This is a genomic window from Rhodococcus sp. NBC_00294 (genome assembly GCF_036163995.1).
GTDB lineage: Bacteria > Actinomycetota > Actinomycetes > Mycobacteriales > Mycobacteriaceae > Rhodococcoides.
The window spans coordinates 4,009,112-4,028,928 of record NZ_CP108043.1 but is presented as its reverse complement, the minus strand read 5'-3'; the positions used below and the strand labels follow the sequence as shown (position 1 = coordinate 4,028,928).

Annotated in this window: 21 protein-coding genes; 7 read left to right on the top strand and 14 right to left on the bottom strand. The window is 68.9% G+C overall.

The window, feature by feature from the left end; all coding sequences use genetic code 11:
• The first annotated feature begins 65 nt into the window (after positions 1-65).
• From OHB23_RS18790 to msrA, 3 genes are all read left to right on the top strand, one after another.
• Positions 66-581 (top strand): winged helix-turn-helix transcriptional regulator, encoded by a 516-nt coding sequence (locus tag OHB23_RS18790; RefSeq protein ID WP_056447228.1) that lies wholly within the window; start codon positions 66-68, stop codon positions 579-581.
• Positions 582-690: 109 nt separating this feature from the next.
• On the top strand, positions 691-1,491 hold the full coding sequence (locus OHB23_RS18785; protein ID WP_261782120.1) for a GAF and ANTAR domain-containing protein: 801 nt from the start codon (positions 691-693) through the stop codon (positions 1,489-1,491).
• An 85-nt stretch (positions 1,492-1,576) separates the two neighbouring features.
• Positions 1,577-2,113 carry a peptide-methionine (S)-S-oxide reductase MsrA gene (gene msrA / locus OHB23_RS18780; RefSeq protein ID WP_328810140.1) on the top strand — a complete coding sequence of 179 codons (537 nt, stop codon included), beginning with the start codon at positions 1,577-1,579 and terminating at the stop codon, positions 2,111-2,113.
• Positions 2,114-2,143: 30 nt separating this feature from the next.
• Here the strand turns inward: msrA and OHB23_RS18775 are convergent, their stop codons facing one another.
• Both OHB23_RS18775 and OHB23_RS18770 read right to left on the bottom strand, forming a co-directional pair.
• The gene (locus tag OHB23_RS18775; RefSeq protein ID WP_328810139.1) at positions 2,144-2,944 is read right to left on the bottom strand and encodes a HugZ family pyridoxamine 5'-phosphate oxidase; all 801 of its coding nucleotides are present in this window, start codon (positions 2,942-2,944) and stop codon (positions 2,144-2,146) included.
• Between the two features lie 220 nt (positions 2,945-3,164).
• Complete coding sequence (locus OHB23_RS18770) at positions 3,165-3,893, bottom strand: pirin family protein (RefSeq protein ID WP_027504008.1); 729 nt, start codon at positions 3,891-3,893, stop codon at positions 3,165-3,167.
• Between the two features lie 270 nt (positions 3,894-4,163).
• Here OHB23_RS18770 and OHB23_RS18765 point away from each other — a divergent pair, with 270 nt between their 5' ends.
• Positions 4,164-4,784, top strand: coding sequence for an SDR family NAD(P)-dependent oxidoreductase (locus OHB23_RS18765; RefSeq protein ID WP_328810138.1), 621 nt, complete (start codon positions 4,164-4,166; stop codon positions 4,782-4,784).
• On the opposite strand, the gene OHB23_RS18760 is transcribed toward OHB23_RS18765, so the two are convergent.
• Complete coding sequence (locus tag OHB23_RS18760; RefSeq protein WP_222638250.1) at positions 4,772-5,998, bottom strand: MFS transporter; 1,227 nt, start codon at positions 5,996-5,998, stop codon at positions 4,772-4,774. The two genes, OHB23_RS18765 and OHB23_RS18760, sit on opposite strands and share 13 nt — an antisense overlap.
• Before the next feature lie 85 nt (positions 5,999-6,083).
• Between OHB23_RS18760 and OHB23_RS18755 the strand changes: the two genes are divergently transcribed.
• Positions 6,084-6,992: a LysR family transcriptional regulator gene (locus OHB23_RS18755; RefSeq protein WP_222646114.1), complete on the top strand. Its 909-nt coding sequence runs from the start codon at positions 6,084-6,086 to the stop codon at positions 6,990-6,992.
• A gap of 9 nt (positions 6,993-7,001) precedes the next feature.
• Here the strand turns inward: OHB23_RS18755 and OHB23_RS18750 are convergent, their stop codons facing one another.
• The 6 genes from OHB23_RS18750 to OHB23_RS18725 form a co-directional block, all read right to left on the bottom strand.
• Positions 7,002-7,784 carry a TauD/TfdA dioxygenase family protein gene (locus tag OHB23_RS18750; protein ID WP_261769685.1) on the bottom strand — a complete coding sequence of 261 codons (783 nt, stop codon included), beginning with the start codon at positions 7,782-7,784 and terminating at the stop codon, positions 7,002-7,004.
• The gene (locus tag OHB23_RS18745) at positions 7,781-8,866 is read right to left on the bottom strand and encodes an ATP-binding protein (RefSeq protein ID WP_328810137.1); all 1,086 of its coding nucleotides are present in this window, start codon (positions 8,864-8,866) and stop codon (positions 7,781-7,783) included. Before OHB23_RS18745 ends, OHB23_RS18750 begins: the two co-directional genes overlap by 4 nt.
• Complete coding sequence (locus OHB23_RS18740) at positions 8,859-10,151, bottom strand: ATP-grasp enzyme (RefSeq protein ID WP_328810136.1); 1,293 nt, start codon at positions 10,149-10,151, stop codon at positions 8,859-8,861. The genes OHB23_RS18745 and OHB23_RS18740 overlap by 8 nt, the downstream gene beginning before the upstream one ends.
• A complete protein-coding gene (locus tag OHB23_RS18735; RefSeq protein WP_328810135.1) occupies positions 10,148-10,942 on the bottom strand; it encodes an O-methyltransferase in 795 nt (264 codons plus the stop codon). The genes OHB23_RS18740 and OHB23_RS18735 overlap by 4 nt, the downstream gene beginning before the upstream one ends.
• Positions 10,935-12,176, bottom strand: a complete 1,242-nt coding sequence (locus OHB23_RS18730) for a sedoheptulose 7-phosphate cyclase (RefSeq protein WP_027504001.1) — start codon at positions 12,174-12,176, stop codon at positions 10,935-10,937. The genes OHB23_RS18735 and OHB23_RS18730 overlap by 8 nt, the downstream gene beginning before the upstream one ends.
• Before the next feature lie 103 nt (positions 12,177-12,279).
• Positions 12,280-12,951, bottom strand: coding sequence for an HAD-IA family hydrolase (locus tag OHB23_RS18725; RefSeq protein WP_027504000.1), 672 nt, complete (start codon positions 12,949-12,951; stop codon positions 12,280-12,282).
• 239 nt (positions 12,952-13,190) lie between these two features.
• Here OHB23_RS18725 and OHB23_RS18720 point away from each other — a divergent pair, with 239 nt between their 5' ends.
• Entirely contained in the window at positions 13,191-13,802 is a 612-nt protein-coding gene (locus OHB23_RS18720; protein ID WP_328810134.1) for a TetR/AcrR family transcriptional regulator, read from the top strand.
• Between the two features lies 1 nt (position 13,803).
• Here OHB23_RS18720 and OHB23_RS18715 read toward each other — a convergent pair whose 3' ends face one another.
• The 5 genes from OHB23_RS18715 to OHB23_RS18695 form a co-directional block, all read right to left on the bottom strand.
• Positions 13,804-14,022, bottom strand: a complete 219-nt coding sequence (locus OHB23_RS18715; protein WP_027503999.1) for a hypothetical protein — start codon at positions 14,020-14,022, stop codon at positions 13,804-13,806.
• Between the two features lie 68 nt (positions 14,023-14,090).
• On the bottom strand, positions 14,091-14,729 hold the full coding sequence (locus tag OHB23_RS18710; protein ID WP_051612942.1) for a TetR/AcrR family transcriptional regulator: 639 nt from the start codon (positions 14,727-14,729) through the stop codon (positions 14,091-14,093).
• 8 nt (positions 14,730-14,737) lie between these two features.
• Complete coding sequence (locus tag OHB23_RS18705) at positions 14,738-15,889, bottom strand: GGDEF domain-containing protein (RefSeq protein ID WP_222638245.1); 1,152 nt, start codon at positions 15,887-15,889, stop codon at positions 14,738-14,740.
• Positions 15,890-15,970: 81 nt separating this feature from the next.
• Positions 15,971-16,849 (bottom strand): SDR family NAD(P)-dependent oxidoreductase, encoded by an 879-nt coding sequence (locus OHB23_RS18700; protein WP_261782119.1) that lies wholly within the window; start codon positions 16,847-16,849, stop codon positions 15,971-15,973.
• Positions 16,846-18,330, bottom strand: coding sequence for a flavin-containing monooxygenase (locus OHB23_RS18695; RefSeq protein WP_328810133.1), 1,485 nt, complete (start codon positions 18,328-18,330; stop codon positions 16,846-16,848). Before OHB23_RS18695 ends, OHB23_RS18700 begins: the two co-directional genes overlap by 4 nt.
• Before the next feature lie 126 nt (positions 18,331-18,456).
• On the opposite strand from OHB23_RS18695, the gene OHB23_RS18690 reads away from it, so the two are divergent.
• Positions 18,457-19,812: an NADH:flavin oxidoreductase/NADH oxidase family protein gene (locus OHB23_RS18690; RefSeq protein ID WP_222638243.1), complete on the top strand. Its 1,356-nt coding sequence runs from the start codon at positions 18,457-18,459 to the stop codon at positions 19,810-19,812.
• Positions 19,813-19,817 lie beyond the last annotated feature (5 nt).

The window sequence follows — 19,817 nt, the reverse complement described above, 5'->3', positions numbered from 1 at the left end:
CGGTGAGCGAACCGTAACCCGCCGATATGGTTCGGTCAACAGACCGTTCGAGGTAGGCTCGGGCCATGGCGATGGGAACGGATTACGCCGCGCAGGACTGCTCGCTCGCTCGCGCCCTGGAGATCGTGGGGGAGCGGTGGACACTGCTCGTCGTGCGGGACTCCCTGTTCGGTGTACGCCGGTTCTCCGACTTCCAGCACCACCTCGGCATGTCGAAGGCAGTGCTGTCGCAGCGCCTGTCGGCCCTGGTGGACCACGGGTTGCTGAGCAGGGAACGTGTCGGTGGGCGTGAGGAATATCGTCCCACCGAGATCCTCGTCGACCTGTGGCCCGCGCTGCACGCGCTGACGGTGTGGGGTGAACGAGCAGTGCCCGCGCAGGACGGCCCCCGTCGGGTGTTCCGACACGAACCGTGCGGCGGTGAGCTCGACGATCACGGCAGCTGCCCGCAGTGCGGGACCGTGCCCGCTGCCGGTCGGGTCGTCATGTCGCCGGGGCCGGGTGTGACCGCGACCCCGCGGCCGAACACCGTGTCCCGTGCGCTCCGCGCACCTCGTCGGTTGCTCGAGCCGATCAGGTGACGGCGACACCCGGCGCGAGGTGAAGGGGGGCGGTCGCGCGACGGCCCCCGGGGCCTCGCTCTATTCTGGACCGGGTCGGAAACACAGGTCCGCGACACGGTCGGTTGTCATGGGCGTCGAGAGTGGGGAACACATGACGGTGCCGTACGGCGATCGCGGCGATCTCGTCCGCACCATCGACGAGGACACCTCCGTCGATCAGCAGGCGTCGGCGCTCGGCAGCATCGCCGAGATGGCCCGCACTCTCCGCGGAACCCGTCGATCGGTGGACGACACGCTGACAGCCCTGGTGCGGTCGGCCACGCAGCTCATGCCCGGCGTCGACCATGCGTGCGTCACCGTGATGACCGGTGCGCGGCGCACCATCCACGCCCGCACCGACGACGTCGCCGCCGATCTCTGCCGCGTGCAGTTCGAACTGGGTGAGGGGCCCACCGAGAACGAGATCTGGCAGATCGACACCGTCGTGGCCGAGAATCTCGGCAGCGAGCGGCGGTGGCCCTCCTTCGCCGCGGCCGCGCGCGACAAGGGAATCGAGTCGATGGCGGCCTTCCGCCTCTACACCGATCCGTCGGCACGTGATCTCGGCGTGTTGCTGCTGTTCAGCAGGACTGCCGACACCTTCGACGCCGATGCTCAGATGGTCGGATCCGCGCTCGCCGCCCACGGCGCGGTGGCGCTGCTCAGTGCCCGCGACGACCAGAACTTCCGGGACGGCCTCGCGAGTCGCGACATCATCGGCCAGGCCAAGGGCATCCTCATGGAGCGATTCGACGTCGATGCCGTGCAGGCCTTCACGATGCTCGCCCACATCTCCCAGTCCGAGAACCGCCCGCTGCGGGAGGTCGCGCTGTCTCTGATCGAGGAGTCGCATCCCACGAGGTCCGTCGAGGTTCCGCCCGTCGCGTGACGGCCCGCCGGAACTGTCCGTCGGAACAACGCGGTGCGCGCGGACGTTGTCGGAACAGAGTGTTACTGCGACAAGAGGAGACACCATGGCGGACAGCACACAGGTAGGTTCCACGACCGAGACGGCCATCCTGGCGGGTGGATGCTTCTGGGGTGTCGAGGAACTGATCCGCAAGCAGCCGGGCGTGCTCTCCACGCGCGTCGGGTACTCGGGCGGAGACGTGCCGAACGCGACGTACCGGAACCACGGCACGCACGCCGAGGCGGTCGAGATCGTGTTCGACCCGACCCGGACGACCTACCGCGACATCCTGGAGTTCTTCTTCCAGATTCACGACCCGTCGACGAAGAACCGTCAGGGCAACGACCGCGGAGTGAGCTACCGATCGGCGGTCTTCTACACCTCCGACGAGCAGAAGCGCGTCGCGCTGGACACGATCGCCGACGTCGACGCGTCCGGTATCTGGCCCGGAAAGGTGGTCACCGAGGTCACCGCGGCGAGCGAGTTCTGGGAGGCCGAGCCCGAGCACCAGGACTACCTGCAGCGGATCCCCAACGGATACACCTGCCACTGGGTCCGCCCCGACTGGAAGTTGCCGCGTCGGAACGCTGCGGTCAGCTGAGCCGTTCGACCATCGACGCCCGTCGTCCCCTCAGGGGCGGCGGGCGTTTCTCGTCAGCTCGATCGTCGCGGCACGGAGATCGTCGAGTGACGCCAACGGCGACGTGTAGCCGACTCGCGTGTAGGACACGCCTCTCGGTGTGGTGACCGTGATGTCGAGTCCGTAGCGGTCGGCGCCGGTGCACACAGCGGACGTCGCATCGGGGAATCCGCCGAATGCCGCGGTCATCGCGGTGAGTGCGTCCGCGTGGTCGGCGTTCAGGTGCTCCACCGCAGGCCCGCTCACCGGCCGTACCGGATCCGGTACGGCGGCTGCGTAGTCCGCCGCCGTGGCCGAGTCCATGCGGCCGTAGCCGCCCACCCATCTGACTCGGTTCACCGACAGGATCCAGACGGTGAAGTCGCTGTAGTCGATGTAGTACCGTGCCGCCGGGACGGCCGCCAGGTGCGCCTCCCGCGCAGCCTCGACGTCCGAGCCCGACGGCCGAAGTACGGTGCCCGCCAGCGTGATACATCCGCTCGCGAGCGGATCACTGTTCTCGCCCGGAGCGACGACGGACAGACTCACCCGTGGATCCGCCGCGAGATTGCGACCGTGCTCCGCCATGTGGGAGACGCAGAGCACGGGGTTCCCGCCCAGGAGGCCGTACGTCACGTACGACGCCCACGGATGTCCGTCGGCCGAGAGGCTCGCGAGCGTGGCCGTGTTGGTCGACGCGGCCACCGTGCGCGCCTCCTCCGCCGCGGACGGCCGGCGAGGGTGGGTGACGGGAGCGGTGGGCGTCGGCATCGACGGCGCGTCGCCGGGGTCGCCGTGATCGAGAGTGGCCATGGGCGAACACTACCGGCGCCCGGCGCCGACCGGTGGCGCCGGAATGCCCTAGCGGACGGGCGGTCGCAGCAGGAGGGCAGCGCCCGAACCGACACCGACCACCATGAACATCAGCAGCATGACGACGTTGGCCATCTCGTTCTCCGTCTTCCGGGCGGGTACGTCCACATCGCGACCCGTGTGGACAGATCTCTACCCCCGGCCGTGTGACCGCAAACACTCACGCATGAGCGTGCATCTCCCACACCAGGATCTCGGCCGACGACGTCGTGTGGACGACATGTCCGCCGGTGTCGGTACCGCGGAGCGCGTCACCGGGACCGAGTGTTCCGATGCCGTCGATCTCGACGGTGCCGCGCGCGACGAAGAGGTGGAGGAACGGCGCGGTGGGGAGGGTGACGGGCGTGCCCGGCCGCAGCCGCGCCACGTGGAGCGCCGCCTTGCTCTGGCCCAGTCCGACGGCCGTGCCACCGCGGTCACGGTCGAGTCCCGACGCGACCGTGACCAGGCGGCCGGAGGCCAGTTCGCCTGCCGCCGCGTACTCCTCGTACCCGGGCGGCCGCCCGTTCTCGTCCGGCGGAAGCCACATCTGGACGACCCGCAGCGGTGTCCCGGCGGAATATCCGGCCCCGTTCCGCTCGGAGTGGACGACGCCGGAGCCCGCACTCATCCGCTGCGCCAACCCGGGCGTGATGGTCCCCTCGTTCCCGAGCGAGTCACGGTGCACCAGTGATCCGTCCAGCACCCAGGTCACGATCTCGACGTCGGCGTGCTGGTGGCTGTCGAATCCCTCGCCCGCGTCGACGGTGTCGTCGTTGTGGACGAGCAGCAACCCGTGCGCATTCGCGGCGAGATCGAAGTTGCCCGCCACGGGGAAGGACTGCCAGGAGTCCAGCCACTCGTTGCGCCAGTGGATTCGATCGGCAGCGGGTACGACGACGTCGGGCATGACACGCACAGTACCCGGGCATATCGACACTCCGACGCGATGTGATGACAGCTATCATCAGATGATGGTGGGACGACGGAGACCGTTGGCGGACCTCGCAGGCAAGGTGGTGGTGATCACCGGAGCCGGGTCCGGCATGGGCCGCGCGTACGCGGCGGCCTACGCCGCACGCGGGGCGGTCCTCGCGCTCGGCGACATCGACGGCAACGCCCTCGCGGAGACGGTGACGAGCCTGCCCTCTGGCGGCACGGTGTTCACGAGGTGTACGACGTGGCCGATCGCGACGCCGTCGCGGCCTTCGCCGCCCGCGTCGCCCGGGAGGTGGGCCCGGCGACCGTCGTCGTCAACAACGCCGGCATCGAGGGCGGTTTCCGGCCCGCCTGGCATCTCGACGACGCGTCCTACGACCGGGTGATGGCGGTCAATCTCGGTGGGGTGGTGCACGGGACGCGCGCCTTCCTGCCGCAGCTGATGTCGCGGCCGGCGGCTGCGCTGGTGAACGTGTCCTCCATCTTCGGACTGCAGGGGACGCCGAACCACACCGACTACTGCGCCAGCAAGTTCGCGGTGCGGGGATTCACCGAGGCCCTCGCGACCGAACTCGCCGGGTCCACCGTCTCGGTCCACCTGGTCCATCCGGGCGGCGTGGCGACCAACATCTCGCGGGCCGAGGGATCCCAGCAGTTCGCAGCGAAGTACTACGCCACCTCGCCCGAGGCGGTGGCCGAGCGCGTGGTGCGGGACGTCGAGTCCGGACGGATGCGCATCGTCACCGGACACCGGTCGCGCCAGGTCGCCTTCGGGGCCCGGTTCCTGCCGCTCCCGCTCATGGTCCGGCTCGTCCGTCGCGACATGAACGACATCCTGGACCCCGGCGACTACGCCGACTGAGCCTCGGCGCCGGGCGACCGCAGGACCAGTGCCCACAGAGCGGCGACGACGGCCAGTGCGATGACGAACGCGGCCATGGCCGACCAGCCGTAGGCCTGATACACGACGCCGCCCGTCCAGCCGACGATGCTCGAACCGCCGTAGTAGAAGAGGTTGTAGAGCGACGCCGCCTGAGCGCGACCGTCCGTCGCGCGATGCCCGGTCCATCCGGACGCGATGGCGTGCGCGGCGAAGAATCCCATCGTGAACACCACCAGGCCGAGGAGTACGACGATCAGCGAGTGCGCGATCGTCAGGGCGACCCCGGCGATCATGACGCCCGTCGACCCGGCGAGCACCGCGGAGCGTCCGAACCGGCCGGCCAGCTGTCCGGCGACGCGAGACGAGACGGTTCCGCTGAGATAGGCGATGAAGATGAGGCTGATCAGCGACTGGGGGAGTCCGAACGGGGCTGCCTCGAGGCGGAAGCCCAGATAGTTGTAGACGGTGACGAAGCCGCCCATGAGCAGGAACGCCTGCCCGAACAGCGCGCGCATGCCGGGGTCCCGGAGGTGTGTGGTGACGCGTTTCCCCAGCCCCGGGCCGCCATCCCGCGCAGGGAGCGCGCGCCGCGGTGCGGGGGCGAGGCGCAGGAAGGCGATCGCGGCCACGGCGGCGATGATCGAGACCGTCAGTGTTCCGATGCGCCAGTTCGTGTACTCGGCGACGGGTCCGGCGACGATGCGGCCGAGCAGCCCGCCCAGCGTGGTGCCCGAGACGTAGGTGGCCGCGGCCACCGCGGTGTTCCGGCGGTGCACCTCCTCGCTGAGGTAGGCGATCGCGATGGCCGGCAGCCCGCCGAGGGCGGCGCCCTCCACGAACCGCACCGTCAGCAGCATCGGCAACGACGTGGAGAGCGGGACGACGAGGCCCAGGACGGTGGCCGTGACGATCGAGATGCTCATGGCACGCACCCGGCCGACGCGGTCGGCCACCACGGACCACGGCAGTACGGCGACCGCGACGCCGACCGTGGCGCAGCCCACCGCGAGCGAGGACTGCGACGGCGTGATCGAGAGGTTCGAGGCGATGAGCGGGAGGATGCCCTGGACGGAGTACAGCTGGGCGAAAGTGGCGACACCGGCGAGAAGCAGCCCGGCGACGAGCCTGCGGTACTCGCGGGACCCACGGGTGTGTCCGTCCCAGTCGGTGTCGGTCGCCTCGTCGATGGTCACGGGATCCGACGGTAGGCCGGACGCGACCTATTCGTCCAATGCATTGCATCTCGCACAATCATGATCGTGACGTATCGTTCGATTCATGCGTGAGGAAGCCGAGGCACTCCTGCCTCTGATCCCGACACTGCTCGCCGTGGCGGAGACCGAACACATCACCGAGGCGGCGCACGTCCTCGGCCTCCCGCAGCCGACGGTGAGCCGGCAACTCGCCCGCGCCTCGGCCGCGTTGGGAGTGGCGGTCGTCGAGCGTCGTGGTCGGGGCATCGCCCTCACGCCTGCGGGACGTGCACTGATGCCCTTCCTCGACCGGGCGGTCCGCGAACTCGAGGCCGGGCTCGACGCCATGACCGAGCAGGACGCCCGCACTCGTGGCCGCATCTCGGTCAGCTTCCAGAACACGGTGGGCGAGGGCGTGCTCCCGCTGCTCATCAAGCGCTTCCTCGCCGATCATCCCGCCGTCACGTTCACCCTCGACCAGGGCGCGCGGGCCCGGTGCCTCGACAGACTGGAGGACGGGAGCGCGGACCTCGCATTCGTGGCGCTCGGCACCGAACACGGCACCGACACGTCCTTCGGGCTGTACGACGAGAGGCTCGTGTTGGTCGTCCCGTCCGATCACCGACTGGCGGGCCGCCGATCGGTGGACCTCGTGGAAACGGCGGACGACCCGTACGTGGCGATGGAACACGGGTACGGCATGCGTTCTCTCTGCGAGACACTGTGGGCCGCTGCGGGAATGGCCCCGACGATCGCCTTCGAGGGGCAGGACATCCACACCGTGCGCGGGCTGGTCGGGGCGGGCCTCGGCGTCAGCGTCCTCCCTCGCACGACCGCTCCCGCCGGCCCGCTGCCCACGGTCGACATCGCTGTGAACGACCCCGCGGCGCGGCGGCGCATCGGCGTGGTGTGGCCCGCACGCACCCTGCCGGCGCAGGCCCTCGCCTTCCGCGACATGGTGGTGCGGCGAGGGGCCGCTGTCCTGGCGCGCTGACGATCGGCCTCAGGAGCGAGCGCGACCGTCGGTTGCCATCCCGCGGTGCATCACCCGGTCGCCCACCACTCCGCTGTGGTCGGCCCGGTGCATGACGCACCGGTTGTCCCACAAGACGACGTCGCCCGGCTGCCACGTGTGCCGGTGCACGTTGTCCTCCGCAGTGGAGTGGTCGTAGAGGAACCGGACGGTCTCGGCGGTCTCGTCGGGCGACATCCCGCTGATCGACGCGCATCGCGCGGGAGTCGACAGGTAGAGCGAGCGCCGTCCACTGATCGGATGGGTCGCCACGAGCGGATGCACTGCGGACGACTCGGCATCGTCGGCGAGATCGAGACCGGTCACGACGTGCGTGAGCGTGCGGTCGACGAGTTCGTCGCGAAGGTCGTCGGGCAGTGTGTCCCACGCGCGGTACTGGTTGCTGAAGACGGTCTGTCCTCCCTCCGACGGCACGGTGACCGCACGGAGCGAGGTGTACGCCGGTGGGTGTGCCACATAGCTCGTGTCCACGTGGAAGGTGGAGCGCGGCGTCGTCGTCCGGCCGACATTGCTGATGACGTTGAGATCCGGGTGTCCGGGGACCGGTGTCTCGCCCTCGGTGAACACGAGGTCGCCGAACGCACGGAGGAACTCGGTGAAACGGTCGTCGTCGAGCGACTGCCCCCGGAAGACGACGACGCCGTGATCTGCTGCGAGGCGGCGTGTCTCGTCGATTCCCGCCGCGTCGAGGTCCTCCACCCGGACGTCCTCGACGTGTGCGCCGACGGGTTCGAGGGTGGTGTGTCGCATCATCGTGCTCCTTCGATCGAGAGTTCGCGCAGTCCTGCGGCGAACAGGTCCTCGAGACTGATTCCCGCGGCCGCAGCCATCACCGCGACCACGCTGCCCCGCGCGTAGGAGCAGTACAGGCCTGCCTCGAGAAACCACGGTCGACCGTCGGGGTCCACCCGGAAGTCGAAGAGGCTGTAGTGCCGACACCCCAGCGCTCGGTGGCACTCGAGGGCCACCGCGTGGATCCGCTCGGTGATCGGATCGTCCTCGGGGACGATCCACGCCTTCGTGGCGTTCTTGGCCACCAGGTACAGCGCCCCGTCCTCGTCGCGGGACAACTTGTCCTCGCGTGTGCGGATCGGACGATCGTCCGCGTCCACGGCGTACTCCTCGAGCGGCAGGCACACCGGTTCACCGTCCACCACGACGATGCCGCAGCGCACCTCACGTCCCAACTCGACGTAGCGCTCCACCAGCACCCGGCGGGAGAACCGCGCAGCGTCCGCGAGCGCGTCGGTGTACTCGTCAGGAGTGCGCGCGAGCGACACCCCCACCGAGTTGTCGGAGTCCACCGGCTTGACGACCACCGGTAACGGGACGGGCGACCGCGTGCCTGACCGTGGTGCGTCCGGGGGCACGACGACGACGTGGCCCTCCGGCACCGGAACGCCCGCCGCAGCGACCACCGCTCGGGTCAGCGCCTTGTCCGCCGCGAGTGCCATCACGTCGGCGGTGTTGCCCAGCAGAGCGAGACCCACGACGTCGACCAGCGCCCGGTAGGACGTCATGCCGGGCAGGCAGAACATCTGCGGCACGACGACGTCGACACCCAGAGCCTCGATGTGACGCAGCGCGTCCGCGAGCGACAGAGGCGGAGCCCCCGCCACCGCGTCGTCGGTGAGATCGACCGGGAAGCGCCACGTGCGGTCGGGCGAGACCAGTGCGACGTGGAATTCGTACCGTGCGGGATCGGCGAGCGCGGACAGCGCGTCCGAGGCGTACACCCGCGACAGGTCCGAGTGGAACTCGTCCTCGGCGGACCCCGCGAGGTGCAGCACGGTCACCCGTGCGGTCGGGTGGACGATAGCCGTGTCGTCAGTCACCGCCGGCCTCCACGAGTTTGCCGATGTTGAAGTCGATGCGGCTCCACGAGCGACCGGCGCGAAGGTTCGCCCAGATCAGCGACGGCATGTGGAGGTGGTGAAGCATGAAGTAGGGCAACGGATCCCACCGTGTGAACACCGCGTCCTTCCCGGTGGCGATGGTGCGTGCGCGGGCGAGGCGGCCAGGCTGGGTGAGCAGCCGCCAGATCTCGTGGTAGATCCAGTAGGTCGGCCGGGCGGACGGGAGCGGCGTGATGACGGGGTGCCCGTCGTCGAGGTACGCAGCCGCCACGTCCGGGTGATCGTGGAACATGGTGATGGCCGAATGCGTTCGCGGATTGCACTCGATGGCGTAGGCGTGGCCGTCCGCCGCCTCGATGAAGTCGAAGGACACCTGGCCCGTGAGCCCGAGCTCGCCGACGAAATGCTCCACCCACGACCGGATCTCGGGCTTGTCCACCATGGCGTAGTTGATCTGGAACGCCGACGACTCGCAGCACCCGTACACCTGCACGCGCCCGTTGCGGACAGTCGAGTGGGTGCAGTACTCCTGACCGGTGACGAACTCCTGCATGATCCACGGATCCTCGTCCGAGATGTCGAGCCCGGAGACGAACGCGGCATTCGCCGCGCGGTCCCGTCCCGTCAACGGCCTGAGGTCCATACGACCCACCGGGTTGTACGCGATGCGCTTGAGGATGTAGGTACGGCCGTCGGGGAAGTCGAAGTCCTCGACCTGCCGACGGTCGGTGACGAGGTGTGATTCCGGCACGCGCAGACCGAGCGACTCCGCGACCTTCGAGAACTGCACCTTGTCGTCGAGCATGCGCACGGTGGCCGAGTCGACGTGGACGACGTCGCACCGCCCGTCGAGCAGACGACCGACCTCGGCGTCCGGCACGCTGGACGCCGGACTCGACACCGGCACGAACACGTCCGCTCTCTCGCTCAGCACGATGTCGGCGATCGCGCGCGCATATCCGGGTTCCGACGCCTCGGGGACGGTGTGGAACACGTCCACCGCTCGGGAGAACCGATGCGCGGTGTACCGGTACTTGGCCGATTCGACCAGTACCACCCGGTGGCCGGCGCCGTGGAACGATCTCGCGAGTTGCAGCGCCTTGGTCATCTTGCCGCCGTTGATCACGACCGTCCTACGCTGTGCGGCAGGCGAACCGGGTGCCGTGCGCGGTCGGGCGAGCGCCGCCAGGACGGGCACGAGGTCGAGCGGGGCGGTGACGAGCGAGCCGGCGAGGACCGCCACGGACCGGCCGACGCTCGTCACGACGCGCTCGATCGACGGATGAGCGTCAGTCCGTCCCGCAGCGGGACCAGGACCTGCTCGACGCGGGAGTCCGCCGCCACGGCGCGATTGAACTCCGCGATGGCGGAACCGTTGTCCGACATGGCCGTACCGAGGTACGGCTCGGCCTGCAGGAGTGTGTTGTCGACGGCGACCACGGCGTCCGGCGTCAGCAGCTCGGAGTCGAGAAGCGCCGTCAGGTATCCGAGGTACCCGGCCTTGTCGGCATCGATGAACACCAGGTCGAACCGGCGTCCCTCGTCGGCGAGACGGGTGAGGGACTCCGCCGCAGGACCGACGAGAATCTCGATCGCGTCGCCTGCCGACGACGCGTCGAAGCACTGTCGGGCGAACGCCGCGACGGGTTCGTTCAGTTCACAGGCGACGATGCTTCCGCCGGGTGGAAGTGCCTCGGCCATGGCGAGAGCGGAGTACCCCGTGAACATGCCGATCTCGAGGACCGACGTGGCGCGGGTCATCCGCACGAGGAAGTCGAGGAAACGTCCCTCGACGTGGCCGGACAGCATCTCCTGCTCGAGCGCGCTGCCGGACCATTCCGCGGATCGGGTGCGTGCGGCCAGATCCGCGAGAGCGGGTGATTCCGGGGTGGTGCACTCGTCCAGGTACGGGTCGAGGCCCGCGATCACGTCACGCGCACGCCGAGCGCGGCCGAGAACGGCTGCCGGGACCCCGAGGTCGTCGAGGTCCCGGCACAGCTCCGTCAGCTCGACCGCGGCGATGGTGGTCGGTGTGACCGGCCGTGCATCACTCATCGTGGGACGAACCGACCGCGACCTCCGGTTGCGGCGCGGTGAACATGTCCACGCCGTCGCCGTCGCGGTCGTGCTCGAGGCAGATCTTCTTGTGCAGGGTGAGCGTGTCCGACAGCTCGTCGACGGTCACGTCGTTCAGGAATTCGCAGGACCCGATGGGCGCCGGCACCGCCGCGCGGAGAATCCCGTCTCGGGTCTTGAGGATGGACGACGTGGCCTCGGCGAGCAGGTCGGCCGTCAGGTACGAGCTGTCGAGCGCGAGCCCGATCCCGCTCATGACGCCGAGCACGCGGTCGCGGTCGTCGGCCGTGATGTGGCCGCGCTGCTCCGCGAGGGTGGTGGACAGCGCCATGTCGATGTTGATGGCGTGTCCGTGGAAGAACGGCGCGGGCGGGGTGAGCTCGAGCGTCGGACTCCAGGTGTGGCCGAAAGCGATCACGCGATCGAGGTCGATCTCGTGGAGGTTGGGCGCTTCCAGGTCCAGCATGGTCGCGATGGCCTTGTAGGTGAGGCGGTCGGCGATCTCGCGCAGTTCCGCGGTGCCGTCGAGGTGACCGAAACGCGTCGCGAGCAGCTCCGGGCCGTGCTTCTCGAGCATCTCGAAGATCTCGAGATTGCCCACGACGGAGATCTTGATGAGTTCCGCCATGCCGTTGCGGACCTGGTCCTCCGGCAGGGTGCCCAGGAAACTGAAGTCCAGCAACACCTTCTGCGAGGCGTGGTACGCGCCCAGACGGTTCTTGTGCTTGCCGTAGTTGACGGCGACCTTGATGCTGACGCTGGCGTCGATGAGACCGATCAGCGTCGTCGGGATGCGGATGTACGGCGTGTTCCGGCGGTAGCTGGCGCACGCGAAGCCGGCGACGTCCGTCGTGAGTCCGCCGCCGACGACCAGGACGGGCTCGGTGCGCACCAGGCCGAAGCGATCGAACTCGCCCACGATCCGCTCGAAGGTCTCGATCGACTTCGCCGTCTCGCGGATCTGCACCGGGACGATGGTCAGCGCGATGTCGTGATGGCGGAAATAGGTGTGGATCGCGTCGCCGTACAGCGCGAGGACGCTGTCGTCCACCACCATCAGGCAGCGGCCGTACGGCCGGTAGCTGTCCGCGAGCTCGGTGTTCGCGGTGTCGAAGACGCCGTCGACGTACACGAGGTCGTACTCGATCTTCTCGTATCCCTCGACGTGGAAGGTGCGATCGTCTGCGGTGACACGTGCCTGGAGGTTGCTCACTACTTCTCTCCCGAGGAAAACGGTTCGCGAGCATCGCGCTCGACGGGTGAACCGGGGTTGGCGTGGATGTGACTCGACAGGGTGTGGAGTCGACCGGTGAAGGTCACTGTCGAGCCGTCACCAGAGATTCGATGCGAGCGGGGTCGAGGGATTCGACCGTCTCCGATGCCGAGGAGAAGTCGCTGCCGGCCGTGTTCTCGTTCGGGAACGCGACGCAGGTGATGTCGGCTGCGGCTGCGGCGGCCACACCACCGGCGTTGTCCTCGATCGCGACACAGGCGGACGGCTGTTCGCCCAGCTTGTCGAGGGCGAAGGCGTAGGACGCGGGGTCGGGCTTGCCCTGCTCGACGTCGTCCGCGTCGACGAGGACGTCGAAGGAGTCGCGAGTGACCTCGGGGGACAGCGCCTCGAGCACGGCGTCGACGTTCTCCTTCGACGTGGTCGTGACGAAGCCGAGCTTGGCGCCCGACTTCTTCGCCGCGGCGATGGTGTCCACGACGCCGGGTCGCGGGCTCACACCGGCCGAGGAGAGGAGGGACCGGAAGATCTCCGACTTGGTCGCGTGCACCGCGGAGGCGTCGACCTCGACGCCCTCGGACGCCGCGAAGTCCTCGATCCGGTTCGCGCCGCCGTTGGAACCGAGCATGGACCGGTAGTCGTCGCGTGACCAGTTCCAGTCGAGCCCGTGCGAGGAGAACGCCTCGTTGAAGGCGCGTCGCTGGAGCTCGGACGTGTCGGCGAGAGTGCTGATGGAGCCGAAGAGGATGGCAGACATCGGTGTCCTTCCGTGGACCGGCCCGACGCTGTGCTGCGCCGAGGCCCGAGGCGACGGATGACCCGTCGCGAATGATGGTGGGGGAGTTCGCGGTCGAAATGCCGTGCACGAAGCTGGTCCAACAGTACAGTAATGAACATTTAGTTCAATAGGTCTGCACCCGAAATTCGCGTAACTTCAACCCTCGAACTTCGATGCCCGAATTTCGAAGCACAGCGACCGAGGAGGTGAGTGACGCGATGAGTGATACCCCGTCGGACGAGAACGGAATCGGAACAGAGCCCGACGCCGTGGCAGAGGACGCCCGCGTCGCTCGCACACGCGCGGACGTCTCGCGCGCCGCGCTCGAGGTGCTGACAGGCGAGGGGTGGGAGGCGGTGACCCACGCGCACGTCGCACGGGTGGCCGGTTACTCCAAGACCACGCTGTACACGCACTGGCCGTCCCGTTCCGACCTGCTCACCATGGCTCTCGAGGCGATCGGCGACATGCCGCATCACGACCTGGTCGGCGACGTCCGCACGGACCTGATCGGTGAGCTGCGGATGCTCCGCGACGCCATCGCCACGCAGCGCCTCGATCGCGTGCTCATGGCCATGGCGCAGTGGGGGGCCACCGTCGCCGAGATCGGCCGGGTGCGCCGCCGCATCGTCGACGACGGCGAGAAGCACACTCGGCAGATGCTCGGTGCGGTGATCCAGGGCCCGGAACTCGAGGCGGCGGTGTCCATGCTGTCCGGCTCCGTGGTCTGCCCGACGCTGATGTACGGGACGCTGCCCGACGATGCCACCATCGAGGCCGCCGTCGATATCCTCCTTCGGGGCATCGATCTTCGGGGCAACGAACGCTGACTCAGCGGCTGCTGTGCACCAGGTCGGCCAGGGACTGCCGCGACTGCGCGGACTCGGCCAGTGCCGCCGTCAGTTCCTCCCATGCGCGCTGGACGCGGAGTTCGTCGTGGGCGAGGCGTGCGCGGGCGCGAGCCACGCGCCGGTGCTCGGCGTCGCGGGTGAAGGTCGCGTGTTCCTGCCGTCGGACGAGCAGGAACACGTCGGGATCGGTGGGGTACATGCGTGCGTCCTCGAGTCGTGGTCGGTTCGCACCACTGAAACACCCGAGGGGGGACCGCGTCGACCGAATTACTCGGGCTCGGCCGCACCGACCACCGCCGCGAGGAACCGGGCGGTCCCGTGAACGAGATCGGTTCTGTCCGCTCGGTATCCGTCCATGAGCCAGGTCATGGCGGTGTGGCTGATGCCGCCGACAGCGGCGGTGGCCAACCTGTCGAGGGAACTACCGACGGCAATGTCCGGCGTGTGGCGGCCGAGGAGCCCCACCATCAGCTCACCGAATCCGTGCATCGTGTCGAGATACGTGCGGTCCACCCGTGGGCTCACCCCGAGCACCTCGAGCCACACGATCCGTGCGAGCTCACGGTCCTCCACGGCGCGGAAGAAGCCGTCGAGGCCGTGACGTGAGAGCGTCAGCGGGTCCGTCCCGGCAGGCAGGTCGTCGACCGCCGCCGTGGTGGATCGGGTCAGTGTGGCGATGCACTCGCGGTACACCTCGACCAGGAGGTCCTCGAGAGTGGGGAACAGCTCGTAGAAGTAGCGATCGGCGACATGCGCGTCACGACAGATGCCGCGCACCGTCGACGCTCGGAAACCCACCGATCCGAAGGACGCGCGCCCCGCGTCGAGCAGTTGGCGCCGGCGACGAGCCGTGCGCTCCTCGGCGCTCTCCCCGCCGTAGGTACGTGCGGGCGATGGATCGGTCACGCCACCATTCAACCGGTCGACGCGAGACCGCGCGCCGTTCCCCCGTCCACGGCGACGCAGTGCCCACCCGATCGCTTCGCCCGGTACATCGCGGTGTCGCCCCGATCGACGAGTTCGGTGAGAGTGGCCGACAGGCGCCGGCGATCGTGCAGCAGGGCGGTCGTGCTCGCCATCGCGAGCCCGACACTGGCGGTGACCGCCGGCCCCGGGATCCTCTCCGCCACCGCGTCGCGGACGGCGCGGGCGGCCCGCAACGCCGCGAGCGCGTCGTCGTACAGATCGAAGACGAGGAACTCCTCGCCGCCGTGGCGTGTGACCACGGCGGTGGGTCCCGCTGCGCGCACCAGGCTGTGTCCGACGCGCACCAGCACCTCGTCGCCGACGTTGTGCCCGAGTTCGTCGTTGATCGCCTTGAACTTGTCGAGGTCGAGCACGATCACGGCAGCCACCGGGTGGGCAGCGGCGGCGCGGGTGGTCGTGGAACGCATGTCGTCGGCGAGGAGCATCAGTCGGGACTCGAGCCCCCGGCGGTTGCTGAGGCCTGTGAGCGGATCGGTCAACGACTTGTCCGCGTCGACGCGGATGAGATGGACACCCAGCTCGATCACGAGGGGGACCACCACGCCGACGACGGTCAGCATGATCGCCTTCGCGACGGCGATGGTGAGGTCGTACTCGGGATCGAGCGCGACCTTCACGGCGAGGACCGTGATGGAGAACGCGCACCACAGGACGTGCACGAGTAACACTCGTGGCCCCAGCAGGAAGGTCGCGTAGGTCCCGAGGAGCACCAGGAGTCCGGCGCCGCTCAGACCCGCGAGCGAACTCGAGTCGAGGAAGCAGACCACGGCGATGGCGATGTCGGCGTAGGCGAAGAAGACGACGGACTCGCGGAAGGACGGCCAGTGCGCGACGTTCCAGCGCACGGCCCAGCCGATTCCGCCCACGATGGTCACGACGACGACCGCGCGGTCGACGAGACCCTGCGCCCCGGACGGCGATCCGAGCGACAGGATCGCGATGGCCGTGACGACGAGGGTGAGGCAGGAGATCAGACCGCGCATCCATCGCGCGAGACCGCGCGACTCCACGAACAGCCGCAACTGCTGCGTGTCACGCTGGGCGGTCCAGCATTCCCGGAGCAGCGCGGCGAGCGTCATGCGTCGGAACGATACCCGTGACAACGGACACTGGTGGTGCTGATGACCAGTGTGGGGGTCACAAACGGGGAAATAGCCGAATCAGGGCTCTCGACGTTCGAGCCGCGCGACGAGCGTCCGGATCGTCCGGTCCTTCTCCAGCACGAGATCGGACAGCGGGTTCGCTGTCCCGCGCATCGCCGAATAGGCCCGCCACCGTCCCGGAAGCTGGATCCGTGCTGCTCGTCGCTCGATACCGTCCACCGCTCCCGCCGCGAGAGCCTCGGGGGAGATGGGCGTGAGAAGGGGTGCGGGGAAGGCTCGCGCCACCAGAGCGGTCGCGATGTCGTCGGCGCCGAAAGCCACGTCAGCGATGGGGGTCGCGACCCACCCCGGGTACAGGATCCCCGCGGTCGCGCCCGTGTGAGCGAGCTCTGCACGCAGGGCGCGACCGATCTGCTCCACCGCGGCCTTGGTCGCGGCGTACGGAGCGTTCGCCAGGCCGTTGAGATAGGCGTAGGTCGACGACGTGATCAGCACGTGGCCGCGGGCGGCGACGATGTCCGGCAGTGTCGCCCGGATCGTGTTCCACACGCCGTTCAGGTTGACCGAGACGACACGCTCGAAGACCCCGTCGGGAACGGTCGCCACGGTGTACGCGGTGTCGCCGCTCGAGATGCCCGCGTTGGCGTGCACCACGTCGATCCCGCCGAACCGGTCGTGGACGGTGGCGACGGCCGCACGAAGTTCGTCGGGAGACGTCACGTCCACGCGGAGGGCGATCGCCCGGTCGCCCAGGGCACGAGCGACGTCGTCGACGGACGGAGCGACGTCGAGCAGCGCGACCGCGGCGCCGCGGGAGACGAGTTCGCGCGCGACGGCGGATCCGATGCCGCCGCCGGCCCCCGTCACGACGGCCACGCGCCCGTCGAGGCGGAGCCGCGGGGATCTCCGGAACATGCCCGGGGTGCCGGAGATCATGACGCTGCCGCTCTCTCGGTGTCGGTCGACGCGGGCCGCAGGACGTGGTCGTCGTCCCGGAACGAGCCGGCCAGTCTGCGGTAGGTGAAGCTGAAGCCGGGGAACATGGCGATCACGCGTCCGGACGCGGACTTGTACCAGCTCGTGCAGCCACCGTTCTGCCACACCGTGCGTGTCATCTCGTCGTGGATCATCGCGGTGTAGCGCTCCTCGGCGGCGCGGGTGACCTCCACCGTGCGCGACGACGTCCGCCGAGCGTGCTCGATGGCCGACATGATGTACCGCATCTGGGCCTCGATGACGAAGATGGCGCTCGTGTGGCCGATCCCGGTGTTCGGTCCGGTGACGATGAACAAGTTGGGGAAGTCGGGGACGGTCGTGCCCAGATAGGCCCTCGGGTAGTCGGACCACACGTCGCGGAGCGCGGTGCCGTTCCGGCCGATGACCGGGTAGGAGATAACGCCGTCGGTGGCGTCGTATCCGGTGGACCACACGATCACGTCGAGGGGGATCTCGCGCCCCGTCGCGGTGGTGATGCCGGTGGGGGTGACTTCGGCGACGCCGTCGTCACGGTCGTGGAGCGTCGTGTTCGCGGAGCTGATGGCGGGATACAGCGTGTTGGACAGGATGATCCGCTTGCACCCGATCGTGTAGTCCGGTGTCAGCCTGGCCCGGAGATCGGGGTCCGCCACCTGGTCGCGGAGCAGATTCCGTGCGTGACGCTCGGCGAACAGCCAGAGGCCGACCTTCGAGTACTTGAAGCCGATGATCCGGGCCTCGAGCTTCCAGTAGATGGCCGCGCGCAGTGCTCGACGCACGAAGCCCACCCGCAGGGCACGGCGTTCCCAGGGTCGAAACTTCCGATCGGGTCGGGGCATCACCCAGTGCGGGGACCGCTGGAAGACGTGGAGCTCACCCACCTCGGGCTGAACGGCCGGGATGATCTGCGCCGCGCTCGCACCACTGCCGACGATGGCGACACGCGCGCCGGCGAGGGGGACGTCGTGGTCCCACGCGTTGGTGTGGAACTGGGCGCCCGCGAAACTCTCGCGACCCGGGAAGGGCGGAACGACAGGCGTGCTGAGCGGCCCGGTCGCGTTGACCACGAACTGCGCACGATAGTCACCCGCTGTGGTCGTGACGTGCCAGGAGTCGTCGACCCACTCGATGCGCTGCACCTCGGCGCCGAGCACGGTGAGATCGTCGAGACCGTGCTTGTCCACGACGTGGCGGGTGTAGTCCTCGAGCTCGCTCTGCACCGCGAACATCTGCGACCAGTCGTACGGCTCGGACGCGATCGAGTAGAGCGGGCTCTGCACGTCGACGGCCGCTCCGGGGTAGGAGTTCTGCCGCCAGGTTCCGCCGGCGAACTCGCGTCGTTCCAGGACGACGATGTCGTCGATGCCGCGACGCAGCAGTTCGATGGCGGCGCACTGCCCACCGAACCCGCTGCCGATGATGACGACCGTGACGCTGCGCATCGCGCTCCCGAGTGGTGGGGCGCCCGTTCACGGACACCGCGGCAAGTGATGACAGCTATCATCACACCACATCTGGTGTACTCCGGGGAACGGATCCACCCACCCATTCACCCGACGAGGGGTTCCATGCCTGACGTGTCGCTGTCCGCACCGCTGACGTTGCCCAACGGACAGGTCCTGCCGAACCGGATCATGAAGTCCGCGCTCAGCGAAGCGCTGGGTACCCGTGACAACGCCCCGGACGAGAGACTGTCGCGTCTCTACCGCCGCTGGGGCGACGGTGGTTACGGGCTCCTCGTCACCGGGAACGTCATGGTCGACCACCGGCATCTGGGCGAGCCCGGCAACGTCGCGGTCGCGGACGGACGCGACCTGGACGCCCTCTCCCGCTGGGCGAAGACGGCGCAGGACGGTGGCAGTCCGATCTGGATGCAGATCAACCACCCCGGCCGTCAGGGCAACCCGGTGACGACGGTCGGCGGCACCCTGGCGCCGTCCGCGGTGGGCCTGGACATCCCCGGGATCCCGGCGCCCCGCGCGGCCAGCGGCGCGGAGATCGAGGACATCCTGTCGCGGTTCGCGACGACGGCCGCGGTGGCCGAGGAGGCGGGGTTCGACGGAGTGCAGATCCACGCCGCCCACGGTTATCTCGTCAGCCAGTTCCTCTCGCCCCTGACGAACCTGCGGACCGACGAGTGGGGCGGCGACATCGAGGGCCGCGCGCGTTTCCTGCTCGAGGTGGTGCGACGAGTACGGGCCGCCGTCTCCCCGGGCTTCGCCGTCGGCATTAAACTCAACTCGGCCGACTTCCAGCGCGGCGGTTTCAGCGAGGACGAGTCCCGTGAGGTGGTCTCGATGATCGGTGATCTGCCGGTCGATCTCATCGAGATCAGCGGCGGCAGCTACGAGTCGCCCGCGATGATGGGCACCGCGGTGTCGGCCAGTACGGCGTCGCGCGAGGCGTACTTCCTCGACTACGCCGTCACGGTGCGCGACCTCGCTCCCCACATCCCGCTCGCCGTGACCGGTGGGTTCCGCACGCGCGACGGAATGTCGGACGCGGTGCGGTCCGGTGCGTGTCAGATGGTGGGACTCGGCCGCCCGACCGCCGTCCTGCCCGGAGCGGCACGGGACGTTCTCGACGGCACCGTCAGCACACTGCCCAGCCCGTCCATCTCCGTTCCGGTGCCGGCCCGCTTCGCGACCCACCGCTCGGTCCGGTCGCTGGGGGGACTGCTCGATCTGCAGTGGCACACCGATCAGTTGCATCTGATGGGTGCCGGCAAGGATCCGGATCCGGCTCGGCCCGTGGCGAAGACGATGCTGTCGTCGTTGCAGCGCAACGGGATCGACGCTTTCACCGCGGCGCGGCGAGGATCCGGTGGCGGTGCGAGCTCCCCCGTGGGGACAGTGTTCGCGCTCGCACGCCATCGGATCCTCGATCCCGCCGTCCGGCTCGTTCGGTCACGCACCGGACGCTGATCGGC

Bases quoted from the DNA above. Each gene is read 5' to 3' on its own strand.
- OHB23_RS18690 (WP_222638243.1), top strand. From the start codon at position 18,457: ATGCCTGACGTGTCGCTGTCCGCACCGCTGACGTTGCCCAACGGACAG.
- OHB23_RS18775 (WP_328810139.1), bottom strand. From the start codon at position 2,944: ATGGCCACTCTCGATCACGGCGACCCCGGCGACGCGCCGTCGATGCCG.
- OHB23_RS18785 (WP_261782120.1), top strand. From the start codon at position 691: ATGGGCGTCGAGAGTGGGGAACACATGACGGTGCCGTACGGCGATCGC.
- OHB23_RS18725 (WP_027504000.1), bottom strand. From the start codon at position 12,951: ATGTCTGCCATCCTCTTCGGCTCCATCAGCACTCTCGCCGACACGTCC.
- OHB23_RS18695 (WP_328810133.1), bottom strand. From the start codon at position 18,330: ATGCGCAGCGTCACGGTCGTCATCATCGGCAGCGGGTTCGGTGGGCAG.
- OHB23_RS18705 (WP_222638245.1), bottom strand. From the start codon at position 15,889: ATGACGCTCGCCGCGCTGCTCCGGGAATGCTGGACCGCCCAGCGTGAC.
- OHB23_RS18755 (WP_222646114.1), top strand. From the start codon at position 6,084: ATGCGTGAGGAAGCCGAGGCACTCCTGCCTCTGATCCCGACACTGCTC.
- OHB23_RS18770 (WP_027504008.1), bottom strand. From the start codon at position 3,893: ATGCCCGACGTCGTCGTACCCGCTGCCGATCGAATCCACTGGCGCAAC.
- OHB23_RS18790 (WP_056447228.1), top strand. From the start codon at position 66: ATGGCGATGGGAACGGATTACGCCGCGCAGGACTGCTCGCTCGCTCGC.
- OHB23_RS18715 (WP_027503999.1), bottom strand. From the start codon at position 14,022: ATGTACCCCACCGATCCCGACGTGTTCCTGCTCGTCCGACGGCAGGAA.
- msrA (WP_328810140.1), top strand. From the start codon at position 1,577: ATGGCGGACAGCACACAGGTAGGTTCCACGACCGAGACGGCCATCCTG.
- OHB23_RS18700 (WP_261782119.1), bottom strand. From the start codon at position 16,849: ATGATCTCCGGCACCCCGGGCATGTTCCGGAGATCCCCGCGGCTCCGC.
- OHB23_RS18750 (WP_261769685.1), bottom strand. From the start codon at position 7,784: ATGATGCGACACACCACCCTCGAACCCGTCGGCGCACACGTCGAGGAC.
- OHB23_RS18720 (WP_328810134.1), top strand. From the start codon at position 13,191: ATGAGTGATACCCCGTCGGACGAGAACGGAATCGGAACAGAGCCCGAC.
- OHB23_RS18735 (WP_328810135.1), bottom strand. From the start codon at position 10,942: ATGAGTGATGCACGGCCGGTCACACCGACCACCATCGCCGCGGTCGAG.